The organism is Desulfosporosinus youngiae DSM 17734 (assembly GCF_000244895.1).
Classification (GTDB): Bacteria; Bacillota; Desulfitobacteriia; order Desulfitobacteriales; family Desulfitobacteriaceae; genus Desulfosporosinus; species Desulfosporosinus youngiae.
Map to the genome: position 1 here is coordinate 100472 of NZ_CM001441.1, position 17900 is coordinate 118371.

10 protein-coding genes, 2 tRNA genes and 3 rRNA genes are annotated in these 17900 nt (G+C 45.4%); 14 read left to right on the top strand and 1 reads right to left on the bottom strand.

Annotated features, from left to right (window positions below):
• Window positions 1-18: 18 nt before the first annotated feature.
• The 11 genes from nadB (at window position 19) to rrf (ending at window position 12696) form a co-directional block, all read left to right on the top strand.
• Window positions 19-1665, top strand: a complete 1647-nt coding sequence (gene nadB, locus DESYODRAFT_RS00505) for an L-aspartate oxidase (protein WP_007778076.1) — start codon at window positions 19-21, stop codon at window positions 1663-1665.
• Complete coding sequence (nadC, locus tag DESYODRAFT_RS00510; RefSeq protein ID WP_007778078.1) at window positions 1631-2506, top strand: carboxylating nicotinate-nucleotide diphosphorylase; 876 nt, start codon at window positions 1631-1633, stop codon at window positions 2504-2506. The genes nadB and nadC overlap by 35 nt, the downstream gene beginning before the upstream one ends.
• A gap of 16 nt (window positions 2507-2522) precedes the next feature.
• Window positions 2523-3290 carry a type III pantothenate kinase gene (locus DESYODRAFT_RS00515; protein ID WP_007778081.1) on the top strand — a complete coding sequence of 256 codons (768 nt, stop codon included), beginning with the start codon at window positions 2523-2525 and terminating at the stop codon, window positions 3288-3290.
• 20 nt (window positions 3291-3310) lie between these two features.
• Window positions 3311-4267 (top strand): tRNA dihydrouridine synthase DusB, encoded by a 957-nt coding sequence (dusB, locus tag DESYODRAFT_RS00520; protein WP_007778084.1) that lies wholly within the window; start codon window positions 3311-3313, stop codon window positions 4265-4267.
• A gap of 232 nt (window positions 4268-4499) precedes the next feature.
• The gene (greA, locus tag DESYODRAFT_RS00525) at window positions 4500-4970 is read left to right on the top strand and encodes a transcription elongation factor GreA (protein ID WP_007778086.1); all 471 of its coding nucleotides are present in this window, start codon (window positions 4500-4502) and stop codon (window positions 4968-4970) included.
• A 338-nt stretch (window positions 4971-5308) separates the two neighbouring features.
• A complete protein-coding gene (gene lysS / locus DESYODRAFT_RS00530; RefSeq protein ID WP_007778089.1) occupies window positions 5309-6802 on the top strand; it encodes a lysine--tRNA ligase in 1494 nt (497 codons plus the stop codon).
• Between the two features lie 523 nt (window positions 6803-7325).
• Window positions 7326-8893 (top strand): 16S ribosomal RNA (locus DESYODRAFT_RS00535).
• Window positions 8894-9131: 238 nt separating this feature from the next.
• A tRNA-Ile gene (locus DESYODRAFT_RS00540) sits at window positions 9132-9208 on the top strand.
• A 102-nt stretch (window positions 9209-9310) separates the two neighbouring features.
• Window positions 9311-9386, top strand: a tRNA-Ala gene (locus DESYODRAFT_RS00545).
• Between the two features lie 109 nt (window positions 9387-9495).
• Window positions 9496-12404, top strand: a 23S ribosomal RNA gene (locus DESYODRAFT_RS00550).
• A 176-nt stretch (window positions 12405-12580) separates the two neighbouring features.
• A 5S ribosomal RNA gene (gene rrf / locus DESYODRAFT_RS00555) occupies window positions 12581-12696 on the top strand.
• Together the 16S, 23S and 5S rRNA genes with 2 tRNA genes alongside form the textbook arrangement of a ribosomal RNA operon.
• Before the next feature lie 217 nt (window positions 12697-12913).
• On the opposite strand, the gene DESYODRAFT_RS00560 is transcribed toward rrf, so the two are convergent.
• A complete protein-coding gene (locus DESYODRAFT_RS00560) occupies window positions 12914-14635 on the bottom strand; it encodes a methyl-accepting chemotaxis protein (RefSeq protein WP_007778091.1) in 1722 nt (573 codons plus the stop codon).
• A gap of 887 nt (window positions 14636-15522) precedes the next feature.
• Here DESYODRAFT_RS00560 and DESYODRAFT_RS00565 point away from each other — a divergent pair.
• The 3 genes from DESYODRAFT_RS00565 (at window position 15523) to DESYODRAFT_RS00575 (ending at window position 17874) form a co-directional block, all read left to right on the top strand.
• A complete protein-coding gene (locus DESYODRAFT_RS00565; RefSeq protein ID WP_007778094.1) occupies window positions 15523-16191 on the top strand; it encodes a Crp/Fnr family transcriptional regulator in 669 nt (222 codons plus the stop codon).
• Between the two features lie 298 nt (window positions 16192-16489).
• A complete protein-coding gene (locus DESYODRAFT_RS00570; protein WP_007778095.1) occupies window positions 16490-16918 on the top strand; it encodes a hypothetical protein in 429 nt (142 codons plus the stop codon).
• A 17-nt stretch (window positions 16919-16935) separates the two neighbouring features.
• Window positions 16936-17874 carry a sulfite exporter TauE/SafE family protein gene (locus tag DESYODRAFT_RS00575; protein ID WP_007778097.1) on the top strand — a complete coding sequence of 313 codons (939 nt, stop codon included), beginning with the start codon at window positions 16936-16938 and terminating at the stop codon, window positions 17872-17874.
• Window positions 17875-17900 lie beyond the last annotated feature (26 nt).

The following is a 17900-nucleotide window of genomic DNA, read 5'->3' on the forward strand; positions in this document are numbered from 1 at the left end:
GCAGCAGAAGAGCAGGGGATGGGCGCATTGAGACGATATATATACCCTTGGTCTAAATCAAGGGTGAAGGTTTTTGATACGGACGTACTTGTGTTGGGAAGCGGGATTGCAGGCCTGTATACTGCAATTAAAGCCAGTGAACAATTTCAAGTGACAGTGCTTACTAAGAAAACAATTGCTGAAAGCAATACGGAACATGCTCAGGGCGGAATTGCGGTAGCGATTGATGAAGCAGATTCCCCCACATTGCACTTTGAGGACACACTGCTGGCAGGTGCAGGGCTTTGCAACCCTTTCTCGGTAAGGATCTTGGTTGAAGAGGGACCTGTTTGTGTCGAAGAACTGATAGGTATGGGTGCTCAGTTTGACTACCATAATGGGGAGCTTGCTCTCACCCGTGAAGGTGCACATAGTCAGAGGAGAATACTGCACGCCCTAGGGGATGCCACAGGCTGGGAGGTTGAACGGGCTTTAGTTGCCAAAGTGAAGGCAAGTCCTAATGTAACCACTTTAGAAGAACGTTTTGTGGTGGATCTCTTAGAAAATGGTCAAGGGCATATTCTTGGAGCCTTGGTTCTTAATTCAGAAACCGGAGAGCTGGAAGGGCATTTGGCAAATTCAGTTGTTCTGGCCACTGGAGGGTTAGGGCAAGTTTATTGTTTTACAACGAATCCCAGTGTTGCAACAGGTGATGGAATGGCGGCAGCCTGGCGTGCCGGAGCAGATTTGATGGATATGGAATTTGTTCAATTCCATCCTACCGCTTTATTGATACCTGATGCACCACGTTTTCTTATTTCGGAGGCAGTGCGCGGTGAAGGCGCACATTTAGTAAACTCTGCCGGGATACGCTTCATGGAAGATGTCCCAGGTAAAGAACTCGCTCCGCGGGATATTGTTGCGCGAGCGATTTGGCAGGAAATGAATCATGGCCCGGTTTATTTAGATTTCCGGCCGATCGGACAAAAACGAATTTTAGAAAGATTCCCTACCATACACCGAACCTGTTTGGACTATGGGATGGATGTATTAACCATGCCTTTGCCGGTTGCCCCAGCGGCTCATTATATGATGGGCGGGATTGCGACAAACTCTTATGGAGAAACAAGTCTGTCTCATCTTTATGCGGCAGGGGAATGTGCCTGTAATGGGGTTCACGGCGCAAACCGCTTAGCAAGCAACTCCTTGCTGGATGGTTTGGTTTTTGGGGCACGAATTGCAGACAAAATTAAATGTAAGAGTCCGGGCCGGCGTCCTTCTTGGGAAGACGTTCGTAGTCCTGAAGGAAGTCAAAGTCTGACAGAAACCGGATTTAATGAGTTGAAACCGTTAGATGCCCAAAATTTACGGACCAGGGTTCAAGAGTTGATGTGGAATAAAGTGGGGATTTTGAGAAATGAGACGGGTCTCAGGGAGGCTGCCGAGTCACTGATGGGTTGGGATCGCCAAGTCTTGCCAACACGCTCTGTGGAGGGATTAGAAACAGCTAATATATTGACGGTTGGGGCCGTTATCGCCAAAGCTGCTTTAGATCGTAAAGAGAGCAGAGGCGGGCATTTTCGCTCAGATTATCCCTCTCGGTTTGACGAATCTTGGCAAAAGCACTCTCTTCAACATAAGGAGGATAATAATGTACGCTACGTTCCAGTTTCAAGAGCTGATTGATCGGGCATTGAAAGAAGACATCGGGACGGGGGACCTGAGCACAAGGATTTTCCCGGATGACTTAAGTAGTATGGCCAAAATATACGCTAAGCAGGAAGGCGTCGTCGCAGGGTTATCGATGGTTAAGCAGGTCTTTCAGCGTGTAGATTCACGAATTGAGGTTGATATATTAGTTAAAGACGGGGATAGAGTAAATATCGGTGACGTTGTAATTGAGCTGGAAGGTCCATTAAGCAGTATTTTGCAGGGAGAGCGGACGGCATTAAACTTTTTACAACATCTCTCAGGAATTGCTACCGCAACGAAACGTGCTGTTGACCAGGTTGCCGGACTTTCAACATACATTGTGGATACCCGAAAAACTCTTCCTGGATTGCGTGCTTTACAGAAATATGCAGTCAGGGTTGGAGGAGGACAGAACCATCGATTTGGCCTCTATGATGCGGTAATGTTAAAGGATAATCATCTTGCAGCGATGGGCGGATTAACGGAAGCGGTTCAGCGGGTAAAGGCTCAAATCGGGCATATGGTTAAGATTGAAGTTGAGTGTGAAACCATCGAACAAGTGGAAGAAGCAGTAGCATGTGGTGTCGATGTGATTATGCTGGACAATATGGAAATAGAAGAAATGCGGCAAGCAGTTCTTTATATAGATCGGCGGGCAATTGTTGAAGCCTCAGGGGGAATACAGGAGGAATACCTGCGTCAGGTAGCTGAAACAGGGGTTGATTTGATTTCAATTGGTGCTTTGACCCATTCGGTCAAGGCTATGGATTTTAGCCTTGATCTGGGTGAGATTAAAGCTACGACGCGAGCGAATTGGGAAAGAGGAATCACTTAATCAAAGGAGAGTTCTTATGATTCTATTATTTGATGTGGGTAATACCAACATTGTTCTAGGGGTTTATGATGAGAGAACGTTGACTCATCACTGGAGGGTATCTACTGATAAATCCCGTACTACGGATGAGTATGCAGTGGTTATTAGAAACTTATTCGATTTAAGCGGGTTAACTTTTCAAGAAATCAAGGCAGTTGTGATGTCCTCGGTAGTTCCGCCGGTTATGCCCACATTGGAAACTCTTGCCCGGAAGTATTTTGGAGTAGAGCCTCTTGTTGTAGGGCCTGGCGTCAAAACCGGAATGCCCATTATTTATGATAACCCCAGAGAGGTTGGGGCAGATCGTATTGTGAATGCTGTGGCCGCATATAATAAATACGGAGGACCGCTTGTCATTGTAGATTTTGGAACTGCAACTACGTTCTGCGTGATATCAAAACGCGGAGAATATTTAGGCGGTGCTATTGCTCCAGGAATTGGGATATCGACTGAAGCACTATTTCAGAGGGCTTCAAAATTACCCCGCATAGAGGTGGTTAAGCCAACGTCTGTTATCGCAAAAAATACGGTAGCTGGAATGCAATCCGGGATATACTATGGATTTACCGGCCAAGTAGATGGAATCGTTAAACGTATGAAAGGGGAATTGGGACCGGAAACCAAAGTTATTGCCACGGGTGGATTAGCTAGGTTAATTTCCCAGGAATCGGAAATGATTGAAACGGTTGACCCTTTCTTAACCCTTGAGGGACTTCTATTAATCTACGAACGTAACAGGAAATAGCAACTAAGAGGAATAAGAATATGAAGTTAGGACATTATGATCTTGGAGTCCCTGTATTTCTGGCACCTTTGGCTGGGGTGACGGATAAAGCATTTCGCGAGACTGTCCGTTCGGTGGGCGGAGAGTATGTTTGGACGGAAATGATAAGTGATAAAGCGTTGACTTATCAAAACTCAAGAACTCTGAAAATGCTGGATTTAAGCGGAGAAGCTGAACCGAGGATCGTTCAGTTGTTTGGTTCGGATCCTGAGACAATGGCGCGTGCAGCTTTATTGGCTATAAAATCCAGTGCGGACGTTATTGATATTAATATGGGGTGCCCCGCTCCGAAAATTGTCAAGAATAGTGAAGGATCGGCACTGCTAAAGGATATCCCCCGTGCGCAGGCAATTGCATCAGCAGTAGTGCAGGCTGTAAATGTACCGGTGACAGTAAAAATTCGTCTTGGTTGGAACGACCAAGAGATTGTAGCCATAGAGATGGCGAAAGCGCTGGAGTCGGCAGGGGTCCAAATGCTCACAGTTCATGCTAGAACTCGTGAACAATTCTATTCAGGTCATGCGGATTGGAAATGGATTGGGCGGGTGAAGAAAGAAGTAAGTATTCCGGTTATCGGGAATGGGGATGTTTCTAAACCTGAAGATGCCGCTAGATTAATTGAGGAAACAGAATGTGACGGGGTTATGATCGGACGGGGTGCACTGGGAAACCCGTGGCTTATTCCGCGTACCCAGGCTTATTTAAAGAGTGGTATCCTTTTGTCCGAACCGCCAATAAATGAACGAATACAAATTGCATTGCAGCATTTCGATCGTGTATTGCGTTATAAAGGGGAAAGAATCGGTCTTAATGAAATGAGAAAACATGCCGTCTGGTATATTAAAGGTGTTCAAAAAGCAGCAAAAATCCGTGATGAGATTATGCAAACCCGATCACCTGAGGAAATGCGAGCGGTTTTAACCCGAATCTTAGAATAAGCAATTGTATTTTGTATTAAATGGAGAAAATTCGACAACCTGAGTCGTTATGGATAAGACCTGTATCCTTGACAATATTTTGCAAGGTCCTTATAATAACGAGTAATGTAAATGGGGAATCTTTTAAGAGTTCCTAGATTTAAAGGAATTACGCATATAAGTCGTTTCAAAGCGCGTGTAGGTAATTTATAGAAGCGCAAAGCGTAGGACGAGAAAAGGGAGCGAGAAAACTATGGCTGAAAAAGAAGTTATTCTAACATTAGAAGGCCTCAAAAAACTTGAGGAAGAGTTGGAACTATCTAAAACTGTGAAGCGACGTGAAGTCGCTACGCGTATTAAGCAGGCCATTGACTTTGGAGATATTAGTGAAAACTCAGAGTATGATGATGCTAAGAATGATCAAGCATTTATTGAAGGACGGATTATTACTCTTGAGAAAATGCTTAGGAATGCCCGAATTATTGATGAACTAGAAGGAACCGATGTTGTGGCGATAGGGACAAAAGTGCTTCTAAAAGACTTAGACTTTGGTGAGGAAGAAGAGTACTTCATTGTCGGTTCTGCTGAAGCAGACCCGGGTACCAATAAAATTTCTAATGAATCTCCAGTTGGAAAAGCAGTTTTAGGTCAATCTAAAGGGTCTGTCGTTGAAGTGAATGTTCCTGCAGGAATTTTGCACTATCAAATTCTGGATATTAAGTAAAATCTCAATCAGGACATCGATATCATCACGACACCTTTGCCGTCCTTGGCGGTGTCTAATCTCGGTGTGTAACTTCAACTAAGGCGGTTGCCTTCGCTAAGCTTGGTATCTGCCAAGGTTTCTTAAGAGTGCAGTGTTCTGTGACTGGGTTTAGCCACGTACAGATGCTGCACTTTGCTTATTGATTTTCTCAGCCAAAATATGGTTTGATTTCTGAGAGCATACTTGATAAAATACATATTTTAAAGGCAATAATGCAATAAGCTATCGTTTCTTGTTTAGCGAAGTTTAAGTTTGGTAAAATTGATAATAAGGAATTTAATGATGGAGGAATAAGGATGGAGAATACCAACGATCTCTGGCGAATTCGCTTAGAAAAACTTGAGATGTTTCGCCAAGCAGATATTGAACCCTATGCGGATCGCTACCTGCGCACACATAAAACCTCCGAGGTTTTGGAGCGTTTTGAAGAGTTAGAGGGTCAAGAAGTAAGCATTGCTGGCCGGATCATGAGCAAGCGTGATCAAGGTAAGGTTATCTTTACACACATTCAAGATCTTAATGGACGTATCCAAATTTATATCCGAATGGACGAATTAGGCCAGACTATGTTTGATTTAATTACGAAATTTGATGTTGGGGATATTGTTGGGGTAAAAGGAAAGGTATTTCGAACTAAACGAGGGGAAATATCGATTCATGCGCGAGACGTTTTATTGCTCTCCAAGGCAATGCGCCCGCTTCCGGAAAAGTTCCATGGGCTAACGAATGTAGAAACACGCTATCGCAAGCGTTATTTGGATTTAGTTATGAATCCAGATGTTCGTCAAGTATTTGTGACCCGAAGTAAAATTATTCGATATATGAGAGAGTTCTTAGAGGAACGAGAATTCCTTGAAGTTGAGACCCCCACGTTACATACAATTCCTGGTGGAGCCGCGGCACGGCCTTTCATAACCCATCACAATGCCCTCGATATAGATCTTTATTTGCGTATTGCTCTCGAATTGCCGTTAAAACGCCTTATCGTCGGGGGGCTTGAAAAGGTATTTGAAATTGGCCGTACATTCAGGAACGAGGGAATTTCAATTAAGCACAATCCTGAGTTTACAATGATGGAGCTCTATCAAGCCTTCGCAAATTATGAAGATATTATGGAATTGACAGAAGAGTTGATCGCTCATATTGTTCAAAAAGTACACGGTACACAAGAAATTACTTATCAAGGGCAACCTCTTCAATTCAAAACTCCATGGCGTCGTCTTTCGATGCTTGACGGTATTTTAGAATATTCAGGCGTTGATTTCAGAGAAATTTTAACGGATGAGCAGGCCCGACTTATTGCCCAAGAAAAAGGTTTACATGTGGAAGCGGATTCGTCCCGTGGAAAAATCATTAACGAGTTTTTTGAAGAGTTCGTTGAACCAAAATTGATACAACCAACATTTATCATTGGACATCCTGTAGAAATATCCCCGTTAGCAAAGCGTAACGCTATGCAACCTGAATATACGGATAGGTTTGAAGCGTTTATCTATGGGCGTGAACTAGCTAATGCCTTCTCTGAGTTGAATGATCCTATTGATCAGCGTCAACGTTTTGAAGCACAGGCTGCTGAGCGGGCTAAAGGGGATGATGAGGCCCATATCATGGACGAAGACTTTGTCCAGGCCCTAGAGTACGGACTTCCGCCTACAGGTGGGCTAGGAATCGGGGTAGATCGTTTGGTTATGTTGTTAACGGATTCTGCCTCAATTAGAGATGTCATCCTCTTCCCGACGATGCGGCCAAGAGATGAGAATGTCCAAGATGATGAAGGTATTGAAGAATGATCTTGAGTGGTTAAATTAAGAGTGTTTAAATTAAGCTGTCCGCCTAAGTGTTGGACAGCTATTTTATTTTCTTAGCTAGTTTTTTAAACTCCAGAGAACGGTGAAATGCAAAAACTATAAAAATAGTGTAAAATATAACGTGTTATAGAAATATGCTTAGTATTATGAAGAAAAATTAACATTTTTGGTCATAATAAGGATATTATCATCTTAAATGATATTTGATAAGAAGTATGTGGTTATAGTATAGTAATATTTGTTCGCTTGAGAAAATACTTGAAACAGGCGTAAACAAGGTGGTAGGCCCTTGAAAAATAGGAGTGAGAAATAATAATTAGTATTGACAACAGCGGTTTTAAATGCTAAGATATAACTCGGTCCTATAAGGGATGCGAATCAGAAATGGTCTTTGAAAACTAAACAACAAGGACAGCCAATGAGAGGAATTCTATAGAATTCCGCAAGAGTTTCAAAAGAAATCATGAGTCAATCATCTTCTTCAAGTGAGAAGTTTGAATAACTTTTTTTGGAGAGTTTGATCCTGGCTCAGGACGAACGCTGGCGGCGTGCCTAACACATGCAAGTCGAACGGAGACTTTCGAAGAGTTTACTTAGAGAAAGTCTTAGTGGCGGACGGGTGAGTAACGCGTGGGTAACCTACCCATAAAGCCGGGACAACCCTTGGAAACGAGGGCTAATACCGGATAATCTTAAGATGTGGCATCACGACTTAAGGAAAGATGGCCTCTGAATATGCTATCGATTATGGATGGACCCGCGTCTGATTAGCTGGTTGGTGGGGTAAAGGCCTACCAAGGCGACGATCAGTAGCCGGCCTGAGAGGGTGAACGGCCACACTGGGACTGAGACACGGCCCAGACTCCTACGGGAGGCAGCAGTGGGGAATCTTCCGCAATGGACGAAAGTCTGACGGAGCAACGCCGCGTGTATGATGAAGGTCTTCGGATTGTAAAGTACTGTCTTTGGGGAAGAACGGTCTTCTTGAGAATATTGAGAGGACATGACGGTACCCAAGGAGGAAGCCCCGGCTAACTACGTGCCAGCAGCCGCGGTAATACGTAGGGGGCAAGCGTTGTCCGGAATTATTGGGCGTAAAGGGCGCGTAGGCGGATTTTTAAGTCTGGTGTGAAAGATCAGGGCTCAACCCTGAGAGTGCATCGGAAACTGGAGATCTTGAGGACAGGAGAGGAAAGTGGAATTCCACGTGTAGCGGTGAAATGCGTAGATATGTGGAGGAACACCAGTGGCGAAGGCGACTTTCTGGACTGTAACTGACGCTGAGGCGCGAAAGCGTGGGGAGCAAACAGGATTAGATACCCTGGTAGTCCACGCCGTAAACGATGAGTGCTAGGTGTAGAGGGTATCGACCCCTTCTGTGCCGCAGTTAACACAATAAGCACTCCGCCTGGGGAGTACGGCCGCAAGGTTGAAACTCAAAGGAATTGACGGGGGCCCGCACAAGCGGTGGAGCATGTGGTTTAATTCGACGCAACGCGAAGAACCTTACCAAGGCTTGACATCCTCTGAACCCCGCGGAAACATGGGGGTGCCCTTCGGGGAGCAGAGAGACAGGTGGTGCATGGTTGTCGTCAGCTCGTGTCGTGAGATGTTGGGTTAAGTCCCGCAACGAGCGCAACCCCTGTATTTAGTTGCTAACAAGTAAGGTTGAGCACTCTAGATAGACTGCCGGTGATAAACCGGAGGAAGGTGGGGATGACGTCAAATCATCATGCCCCTTATGTCTTGGGCTACACACGTGCTACAATGGCCGGTACAGACGGAAGCGAAGCCGTGAGGTGAAGCCAATCCGAGAAAGCCGGTCTCAGTTCGGATTGCAGGCTGCAACTCGCCTGCATGAAGTCGGAATCGCTAGTAATCGCAGGTCAGCATACTGCGGTGAATACGTTCCCGGGCCTTGTACACACCGCCCGTCACACCACGAAAGTCTGCAACACCCGAAGCCGGTGAGGTAACCCGAAAGGGAGCTAGCCGTCGAAGGTGGGGCCGATGATTGGGGTGAAGTCGTAACAAGGTAGCCGTATCGGAAGGTGCGGCTGGATCACCTCCTTTCTAAGGAGAACGGTTTAGAGCTCAGGCTTTAGACGAACATCCTATTGGTCGGTTCTTTCGGAGAGCAAAGTTGAGAAACTGAGTTTGACGAGAGATCAACAAAGAGTCGCAAGACTCAAGCCGAGGGATCGGCAACTCATTGGAGAGAGCTGTTGTTTAGTTTTGAGAGACCAGGTAATCGTGGTTCGAATGGAGAATTAAGAGTCACGATTAGTAATGGGAACTCAGCAAATTTAATGGGCCTGTAGCTCAGTTGGTTAGAGCGCACGACTGATAATCGTGAGGTCGATGGTTCGAATCCATCTAGGCCCACCAATTCAAGAAGTCAGAGGGCAGAAGCCGGAGGTCAGCAATGACCGAGCAGAACCGGTGTCATATGAACGTATGAACTGAATTTTGACGACTAACATCGAAAATGGGGGTATAGCTCAGCTGGGAGAGCACCTGCCTTGCAAGCAGGGGGTCAGCGGTTCGATCCCGCTTACCTCCACCATTGTTTTTATAAGTGTTCTTTGAAAACTGCATAGAGAAGAAAACTAGTAAAGTCAAAGAATTCACATCAAAACGCAAGTTTTGAGTAAACCTAGACGTAGCGATCAATAGGTCAAGCTACTAAGGGCGTACGGTGGATGCCTAGGCGCTAAGAGTCGAAGAAGGGCGCGGTTAACAGCGAAATGCCACGGGGAATCGTAAGCAGGTCTTGATCCGTGGATACCCGAATGGGGCAACCCAACCGGAGTCATGTCCGGTTATCCTCAACTGAATACATAGGTTGATGAAGACAACCCAGGGAACTGAAACATCTAAGTACCTGGAGGAAAAGAAAGAATCATCGATTCCCTGAGTAGCGGCGAGCGAAACGGGAAGAGCCCAAACCGAATCCTTCGGGATTCGGGGTTGTAGGACCCTCTTTTAAGTGAAGATCTCTAGCTGAAGAAGACTGGAATGTCTCGGCAAAGAAGGTAACACCCCTGTAAACGAAAGAGAACTAAACTGTGAGGGAATCCTGAGTACCGCGGGACACGTGAAACCCCGTGGGAAGCAGGGAGGACCACCTCCCAAGGCTAAATACTACTTAGCGACCGATAGCGAACCAGTACCGTGAGGGAAAGGTGAAAAGCACCTCGGAAGAGGAGTGAAAAAGAACCTGAAACCGTACGCTTACAAGCAGTCACAGCACGTTAGTGTAGTGGCGTGCCTTTTGTAGAATGAACCGGCGAGTTACGGTATGCAGCGAGGTTAAGGCGGGAAGCCGGAGCCGAAGCGAAAGCGAGTCTGAAAAGGGCGAAAGTTGCATGCTGTAGACCCGAAACCGTGTGATCTACCCATGGCCAGGGTGAAGGTGGGGTAAAACCCACTGGAGGCCCGAACTCACTGTCGTTGAAAAGGCAGGGGATGAGCTGTGGGTAGGGGTGAAATGCCAATCGAACACGGAGATAGCTGGTTCTCCCCGAAATAGCTTTAGGGCTAGCCTCAATTGATGAGCGATGGCGGTAGAGCACTGAATAGGCTAGGGGCCTTACCAGGTTACCGAACCTTATCAAACTCCGAATGCCATTGGATTTAGATTGGGAGTCAGACTGTGGGGGATAAGCTTCATAGTCGAAAGGGAAACAGCCCAGACCATCAGCTAAGGTCCCAAAGTATACACTAAGTGGGAAAGGATGTGGAATTGCACAGACAACCAGGATGTTGGCTCAGAAGCAGCCACCATTTAAAGAGTGCGTAATAGCTCACTGGTCGAGTGGTTCTGCGCCGAAAATGTAACGGGGCTCAAGTGTATCACCGAAGCTATGGCTTGCGCTTGATGCGCAGGGGTAGGGGAGCGTTCTATCAGCAGAGAAGTCATTCTGTAAGGAATGGTGGAGTGGATAGAAGTGAGAATGCCGGTATGAGTATGCGAAAAGGAAGGTGAGAATCCTTCCCGCCGAAAATCTAAGGTTTCCTGGGGAAGGCTCGTCCGCCCAGGGTAAGTCGGGACCTAAGCCGAGGCCGAAAGGCGTAGGTGATGGACAACTGGCTGAAATTCCAGTACCACCTGGAAATGTCTGAGCAATGGGGTGACACAGAAGGATAGGTTAAGCGTGCCGTTGGTCGAGCACGCCCAAGCGAGTAGGAGGTAGGGTAGGCAAATCCGCCCTGCGATACTCTGAGACGTGATGGGGAGCGAACATAAGTAGCGAAGTAACCGACTCCAGGCTGTCAAGAAAAACCTCTAGTGAGTGACCAGGTGCCCGTACCGTAAACCGACACAGGTAGATGGGGTGAGAATCCTAAGGCGCGCGAGAAAACCCTCGTTAAGGAACTCGGCAAAATAGCCCCGTAACTTCGGGAGAAGGGGCGCTCACTGAAGAGTGAGCCGCAGAGAAATGGTCCAGGCGACTGTTTAACAAAAACACAGGTCCCTGCAAATCCGAAAGGAGAAGTATAGGGGCTGACACCTGCCCGGTGCTGGAAGGTTAAGAGGAGAGGTTAGGGGCAACCCGAAGCTTTGAATTGAAGCCCCAGTAAACGGCGGCCGTAACTATAACGGTCCTAAGGTAGCGAAATTCCTTGTCAGGTAAGTTCTGACCCGCACGAAAGGTGTAACGATCTGGACACTGTCTCAACGAGGGACTCGGCGAAATTGTAATACCCGTGAAGATGCGGGTTACCTGCGACAGGACAGAAAGACCCCATGGAGCTTTACTGCAGCTTGACATTGGATTTTGGTATAAAATGTACAGGATAGGTGGGAGACCGAGAAGCTAGGGCGCCAGCCTTGGTGGAGTCGCCGGTGGGATACCACTCTTTTTGTACTGAAGTTCTAACCTAGGCCCCTGAAGCGGGGTTGGGGACAGTATCAGGTGGGCAGTTTGACTGGGGCGGTCGCCTCCTAAAGAGTAACGGAGGCGCCCAAAGGTTCCCTCAGCGCGGTTGGAAATCGCGCGAAGAGTGTAAAGGCAAAAGGGAGCTTGACTGCGAGACCAACAAGTCGGGCAGGTACGAAAGTAGGGCTTAGTGATCCGGTGGTACCGAGTGGAAGGGCCATCGCTCAACGGATAAAAGCTACCCTGGGGATAACAGGCTTATCTCCCCCAAGAGTCCATATCGACGGGGAGGTTTGGCACCTCGATGTCGGCTCATCGCATCCTGGGGCTGTAGTAGGTCCCAAGGGTTGGGCTGTTCGCCCATTAAAGCGGTACGTGAGCTGGGTTCAGAACGTCGTGAGACAGTTCGGTCCCTATCCGTCGCAGGCGCAGGAAATTTGAGAGGATCTGTCCCTAGTACGAGAGGACCGGGATGGACGAATCCCTGGTGTACCAGTTGTCTCGCCAGAGGCACAGCTGGGTAGCTATATTCGGAGCGGATAAGCGCTGAAAGCATCTAAGCGCGAAACCGGCCTCAAGATGAGATTTCCCACAGCAAAAGCTGGTAAGACCCCTGAAGGAAGATCAGGTAGATAGGCCAGGTGTGGAAGCACGGTGACGTGTGGAGCTGACTGGTACTAATCGGTCGAGGGCTTGACCTAAGGCGAGGTTCGAAGTGCGAGGCGCGAGGTTCGAAAGGACGGAGAGGCTGAGGGCGAAGGACTTCGGGATTGCGAATGACTAGGTGAGTGGCTCAAATTCTAACGACAATACTAGATAAACGACTCTGTGCAGTTTTGAGAGAACAGCATTCGAAAGAAAGCGACTATCTCAGAGATCTGGTGATTATGCCGGAGGGGTTCCACCCGTTCCCATACCGAACACGGAAGTTAAGACCTCCAGGGCCAAGGATACTTGGAGCATAGCTCCTGGGAAAGCAGGTCATCGCCAGGTAACAAGCGAGAGACTATCTCTAACGAGATGGTCTCTTTGTGTTTAGAGATATTGCATAATGAAAGCACCGGGGTCCGGGGTTCCACCCGTTCGATCCACACTGCAGGAGCGTGCGTTTGGGGACGCAGTGTGGCGAAAGTCTCCTCTGGAGGCTTTCGTATCGCCAGGTAACAAGCGAGAGACTATCTCTAACGAGGTAGTCTCTCTGCGTGCCTCTCTAGAGTTTGAAGTAACTAATTAATTGTTTCAAATCTAATGCTAGTTGTTTTAAGCTTTCTGCCGAGGCGTACAATTCCTCGACCGAGGCGTTTTGCTCTTCTGCCGCTGCGGCTGTGGTTTGAGTTCCCACAGAAGTAGACTCGGCCCGATTGACCACCTTTTGCATGCCGACTTTTATTTGTTCCCCATCCTGTTGCACTTTTTGTACGGTTATTTCAATGTCTTGAGCTAATCGAGCACTTTCTTCTACCGAACCAAGAATTACATTAAATTGATGAGAGATCTCCTTCAAATAAGCACTTCCCTGATTGACGCTCTCGACACTGGTTTTCATTCCTTGATGGGCACTGCGGGAAACCTGTTGCATTTCTTGTACGCGCTGGGAAATATCGATCAAGCTTGTTTGTACTTGTTCAGCCAGTTTGCGGACTTCTTCCGCTACAACCGCAAATCCTCGTCCGTTTTCTCCAGCACGCGCAGCTTCTATTGCTGCATTTAACGCCAAAAGGTTAGTTTGTTGGGCTATACTATCAATAATTTGCACTGTTTTAGCGATTTCCTCTGACTTTTCATCCACATCTCCAATCACTTGGCTTAGATTATGGACCTGATTTTCTATTTCATTCATTTGCGTGACCACTTGATTCAGTGCGAGATTGCCATTTTGGGAAAGCTCGGCGGAACGCCTGGAGGCAAAACTTACTTTCTCGGCACGCTGTTCCGTTTGGTTCAGATTATCGATCACTTGATTCATTCGTTCATGGTTTTCCATCATTTCCTTAACCTGATTTTCGGCATCATTAGCTATTTCACTTGCCGATGTGGCAACTTGTTCCGCGGCTTGTGCCGATTGCTCAGCACCGAGATGCATCTCTTGAGAAGTCTGAGCCAATTGACCGGACATGTTGGCCACATTCGTTATGATGTTTCTCAGAGAGACCACCATATCGCCAAAGGCTTTTTGAAGTTCTTTTTCCTCGCGATTCCAAACCTTCCAGGGGGCTTTCTTCTTTCGAGCTACATCCCCCGAGGCAATTTCGTTCGCATTTTGAAGCAAATTATGCATCATATTGCTGAGGGCTCGGCTTAGGAGCCAGCCAATGATAATGCTGATAAGGACGTCAATTGCAATAAGAATGATTGAAACCAGGGAGGCCTTTTTAAAGATTGAGTTCATTTTTACGGTAGTGTTTGTGTTGACTTTATCCATTTTTGAGTCAACCATCTTTTGCAAGATATCTCCGGCTATCTGGTTTTTGTTTCCGGCGATTCCGAACATATTGGCTTTAGAGTCCTCCATTCGGCCTTCTTCAGCCAGCTCAATCGTAGTTTGAGCTTCCGTTACGTAATCATTCCAAGCAACTTTAAATTGTTGCCAAGAATCTTCTTCTTCACTTGATTTCGTAAGGGCATCGTAGCTTGCTATGTGTTCCTCTAAAGCTTTCCTTTGCAAATTAATTTGACTTACGAAATTCTGCCGTTCTTCAGGTGTGCGAGCGCTCACAGCCAATACGACATTTGAACGATAGGTCTGAGCGCGAAAATGCATGTCTGCAAGAAGCGTCATAGGAATTACATCGTCTTGATAAACTTGATCTGAAGTCTCGTGCATTTGAGCCATGCCGTAGATCCCAATTCCCCCAACAATGCCTGCTGCCAAAGCAATAAATATCATTAATGCCGTGACCTGTAACCCGAGTCGTCTATTACTTAAATCCATCCGCTTTCACTCCTTTTATCGAAAACTGTTCTAATCATTATAAAATTCTACATTGCCAATATATTTCCTGTATGGAAATAACCTTGTTGAAAATAATTAATACCTGTGACATGCCAAAGATCCCTTTGCTACAGACAACATCTTCTATCATTTTCACTAGACGTATAGAAATTATGGTGGTAAAGTTTCAAGTTGCCGATTCTAGAGTTCCTGTACATGATAAATTCTTGTATGCCCGTGATACTTAACCCGTCCCAAGGCCGCGTTTGCTTTATCTCCAATCTCTTTGAATGCGGGGTTTGATGCCTGTTCTCTTTTCATAAGACATCCATCATAACTATTTAATTACGAGCTGAATAAAAAACTATAAATTCTAATTCAAAGGTCTTATAACTTAGGTTGTCTATGAGGACAGAAAGTCCCACTGAATGCAGTGCGGCTTTTCATGTATAATGGAATCAGGATAATCATAACTATTAGGGAACGAATCCATACCCTAAAAACCGGATCCTAAAGAACCAATGCCCCTGGTTGGATGCCTCCTTAATAATTCGTGCAAAACTTATGCCGAAAAATAGGAATAGTCGGTAACTGTGCTTCATCACAGTCTGGAGTAAAGGAATTAAAAAATTCCATGTGGAACGTACAAATGCCAGAGTAATCGGTCTGCTCTCCTATGATGTTGAATTTAAATACTTGAGGCAAATAATGTTAACACTACTTATAATTTCTGAACAATTCGCGCGCTTTTTTATGAATAACGATATTATAGGCCCTATTATAGTAATTAGCAGCAGGAATGAGATTATATTTTGCAACACCATAATTGGAGTGGTAATTTTGTAGAAATTTGTGATAATATAAATATATGGAGGGGTAGATCTAGAATGGAATGTATTAATCATGAAGCGTTAGAGTTGGATGATCATGAAAAGGACCTTATCAGAGAATATGGAACCGTAGTTCATTATACTAAAGGGCAAATAATTTTTTCTGAAGGGGATACAGCTGATCGGATATACCTAATAGAAGAAGGTTTTGTAAAAATATACAGAATAACTCCGGATGGTCGAAGAGTCACAGTTGGAAGTATGAGAACTTCGGGGCAGTTAATGGGTCTTGCTGAAACCTTGTACCATGGTGAGAGAACCTGTTTTGCTGGTGCCATCAACGATGCCACTTTGGTAGTTGTACGTAACGCGCGTTTTGAAGAATTGCTGGTAAACCATCCGTCCATTGCAATTAAGGTTGCTACAACCCTAGGTGTCAGAATGCGAGAGGCCGAAGCAATTATTCAAGAGATGGTTTGCTTTCAAGTCCCCGGAAGACTGGCGATGCTACTTCTTAAAATGACCGAACGTGCGGGAGTAGAAACCCAAACAGGTACGAAAATAGGCTTTCGCTTAACTCATGAAGAGATTGCTTGTATGATAGGAACCTCAAGACAGACTGTTACCTCTTTGCTTAATATATTCAGACAAGAAAACAGTATCGCCATTGAAGAGAAAGAAGTATATATTCTAGATACGGATAAGCTAAGTAAATGGATTGTCTAAGAGAGGCTGGCATAAAATTGCTAGCCTCTCTTAATGTGTAGGCTTGATGCAAGAAGTAATATAGTCATACACATGACATAAACAAGGTCGCGTAGAGGACCTAAATAATGTAAGGGATGCGACATAAATTTAGCAAGATATTTGACATAAATATAGTCAAACTATAGACATTAATTTTGTCTAGAGTTTGATAAGTTAAATACATAGCAGATATAAAGTAAGCGAAAGGAGGAAAACCTGGTCCTGAGTAAAGGGCTATTTTAGAAAGTGAAAATCTTTGCAAGAGAGGAGTTTAGCTATGAGGAAGGTTTCTGAACTAGTGAAATTCCTTAAGGACCCCCATACTAAAAAAGTCCAGCACTATAAAGAACGATATCAGGAATTAGACGAGCTCTCAGATGTAGCGGTTGATATTGGAGATGCAGAGGCCTATAAATCCCTTCAGACGGAAATGAGGGAAGTATTTTTTGATTATCTGACAGCTGTAGTGGTAGATTCAATTTACAAATTAGTTCCTCACGTTCTTATAATTTTGGTAATTAGCTTGAGATGGCCGACCATTACAATTCCGTTTGTAAGCTGGCAGGTCAGCATAATTGGAGCATACATCGTTATGTACATTTTATTTCATCTAGGGAAATCGCTTGTAAAGCGAATAAAGTCCAGGTTGGACAAATTTGGTGAAGTTGGTTTTATTAGAGGATCAGAAGTAACTAAAATTCAATAAAATTGGAGGAAGATGTTATGCATTTTGCATTAGCTGGTGTAGACGCTAATCCCATTGGTTTGATTCTTTGGGGTATCTTTGTAGGATATGTTTTTACATCTGTAGGAGCAGCCGGTGGCATCCTGGCAGGTGTGGGTCATATGAGTATTTTCGGACTTAAAAATGCCAATATGGTCAAACCCATGAACCAGATTTTAACCCTGGTCAGCCCTATTGTTGGAACTCCTCTGTATCTTCGTGAGAAGCGAATTGTTGTACCTACCGCTATAGTGCTTGGCTTGGGTGGAATTGTCGGAGCAATCCTGGGCTCTTCCCTTTCGCACAGCTTATTAAAAGATATGAAGACCTTCCAGCCTTACTTCGGGATAGTCACCTTGGGTATTTCAATACGTATTGCCTATGAGTGCACCGCTAAATTCAGAGACAGTCAAAAAGCAGTAAAATCTGCCAATGATACCTTTGCTGCAAAAGTTAAAGAGCTGAAGGCTTCAGGCAAAATGAATGAGCTTAAGGAAATTGGAGTTAATTTCAAAAAAATCGGTCTTCAAAATACCTTTACCTTTGCCGGTCAGGAATTCAACTACAACGCTATTATGGTTTTCATTACAGGGCTTTTAGTTGCTGTTCTCTCTGCATCGTTAGGGGTCGGCGGCGGATTCTTATTAGTACCGTTTATGACCAGTGTTATGGGATTCCCTATGTATATTGTCGCCGGAACATCCGTTCTCTCCATTTTAGTATCCTCTTCGACCAGTATTCTGAACTATCTTTCCATGGGCAGCGCTTTGGATCTTCAGTTTCTAGCCTTTGAATTAGCCGGTGTTGCTATTGGTACAGTCGTAGCAGCCCGCATTTCAAAGTATATCAACGCGCGTTATATGAAGATGTTTCTCGCAGTCATCTTGTTCTATATTGGTCTGAAGTATGTGTTGCCTCTAGTGGGGATTAGTATCTAATAACTGATCCTAAATTATAGCTTGCG

Bases quoted from the DNA above. Each gene is read 5' to 3' on its own strand.
- nadB (WP_007778076.1), top strand. From the start codon at position 19: ATGGGCGCATTGAGACGATATATATACCCTTGGTCTAAATCAAGGGTG.
- nadC (WP_007778078.1), top strand. From the start codon at position 1,631: ATGTACGCTACGTTCCAGTTTCAAGAGCTGATTGATCGGGCATTGAAA.
- DESYODRAFT_RS00515 (WP_007778081.1), top strand. From the start codon at position 2,523: ATGATTCTATTATTTGATGTGGGTAATACCAACATTGTTCTAGGGGTT.
- dusB (WP_007778084.1), top strand. From the start codon at position 3,311: ATGAAGTTAGGACATTATGATCTTGGAGTCCCTGTATTTCTGGCACCT.
- greA (WP_007778086.1), top strand. From the start codon at position 4,500: ATGGCTGAAAAAGAAGTTATTCTAACATTAGAAGGCCTCAAAAAACTT.
- lysS (WP_007778089.1), top strand. From the start codon at position 5,309: ATGGAGAATACCAACGATCTCTGGCGAATTCGCTTAGAAAAACTTGAG.
- DESYODRAFT_RS00560 (WP_007778091.1), bottom strand. From the start codon at position 14,635: ATGGATTTAAGTAATAGACGACTCGGGTTACAGGTCACGGCATTAATG.
- DESYODRAFT_RS00565 (WP_007778094.1), top strand. From the start codon at position 15,523: ATGGAATGTATTAATCATGAAGCGTTAGAGTTGGATGATCATGAAAAG.
- DESYODRAFT_RS00570 (WP_007778095.1), top strand. From the start codon at position 16,490: ATGAGGAAGGTTTCTGAACTAGTGAAATTCCTTAAGGACCCCCATACT.
- DESYODRAFT_RS00575 (WP_007778097.1), top strand. From the start codon at position 16,936: ATGCATTTTGCATTAGCTGGTGTAGACGCTAATCCCATTGGTTTGATT.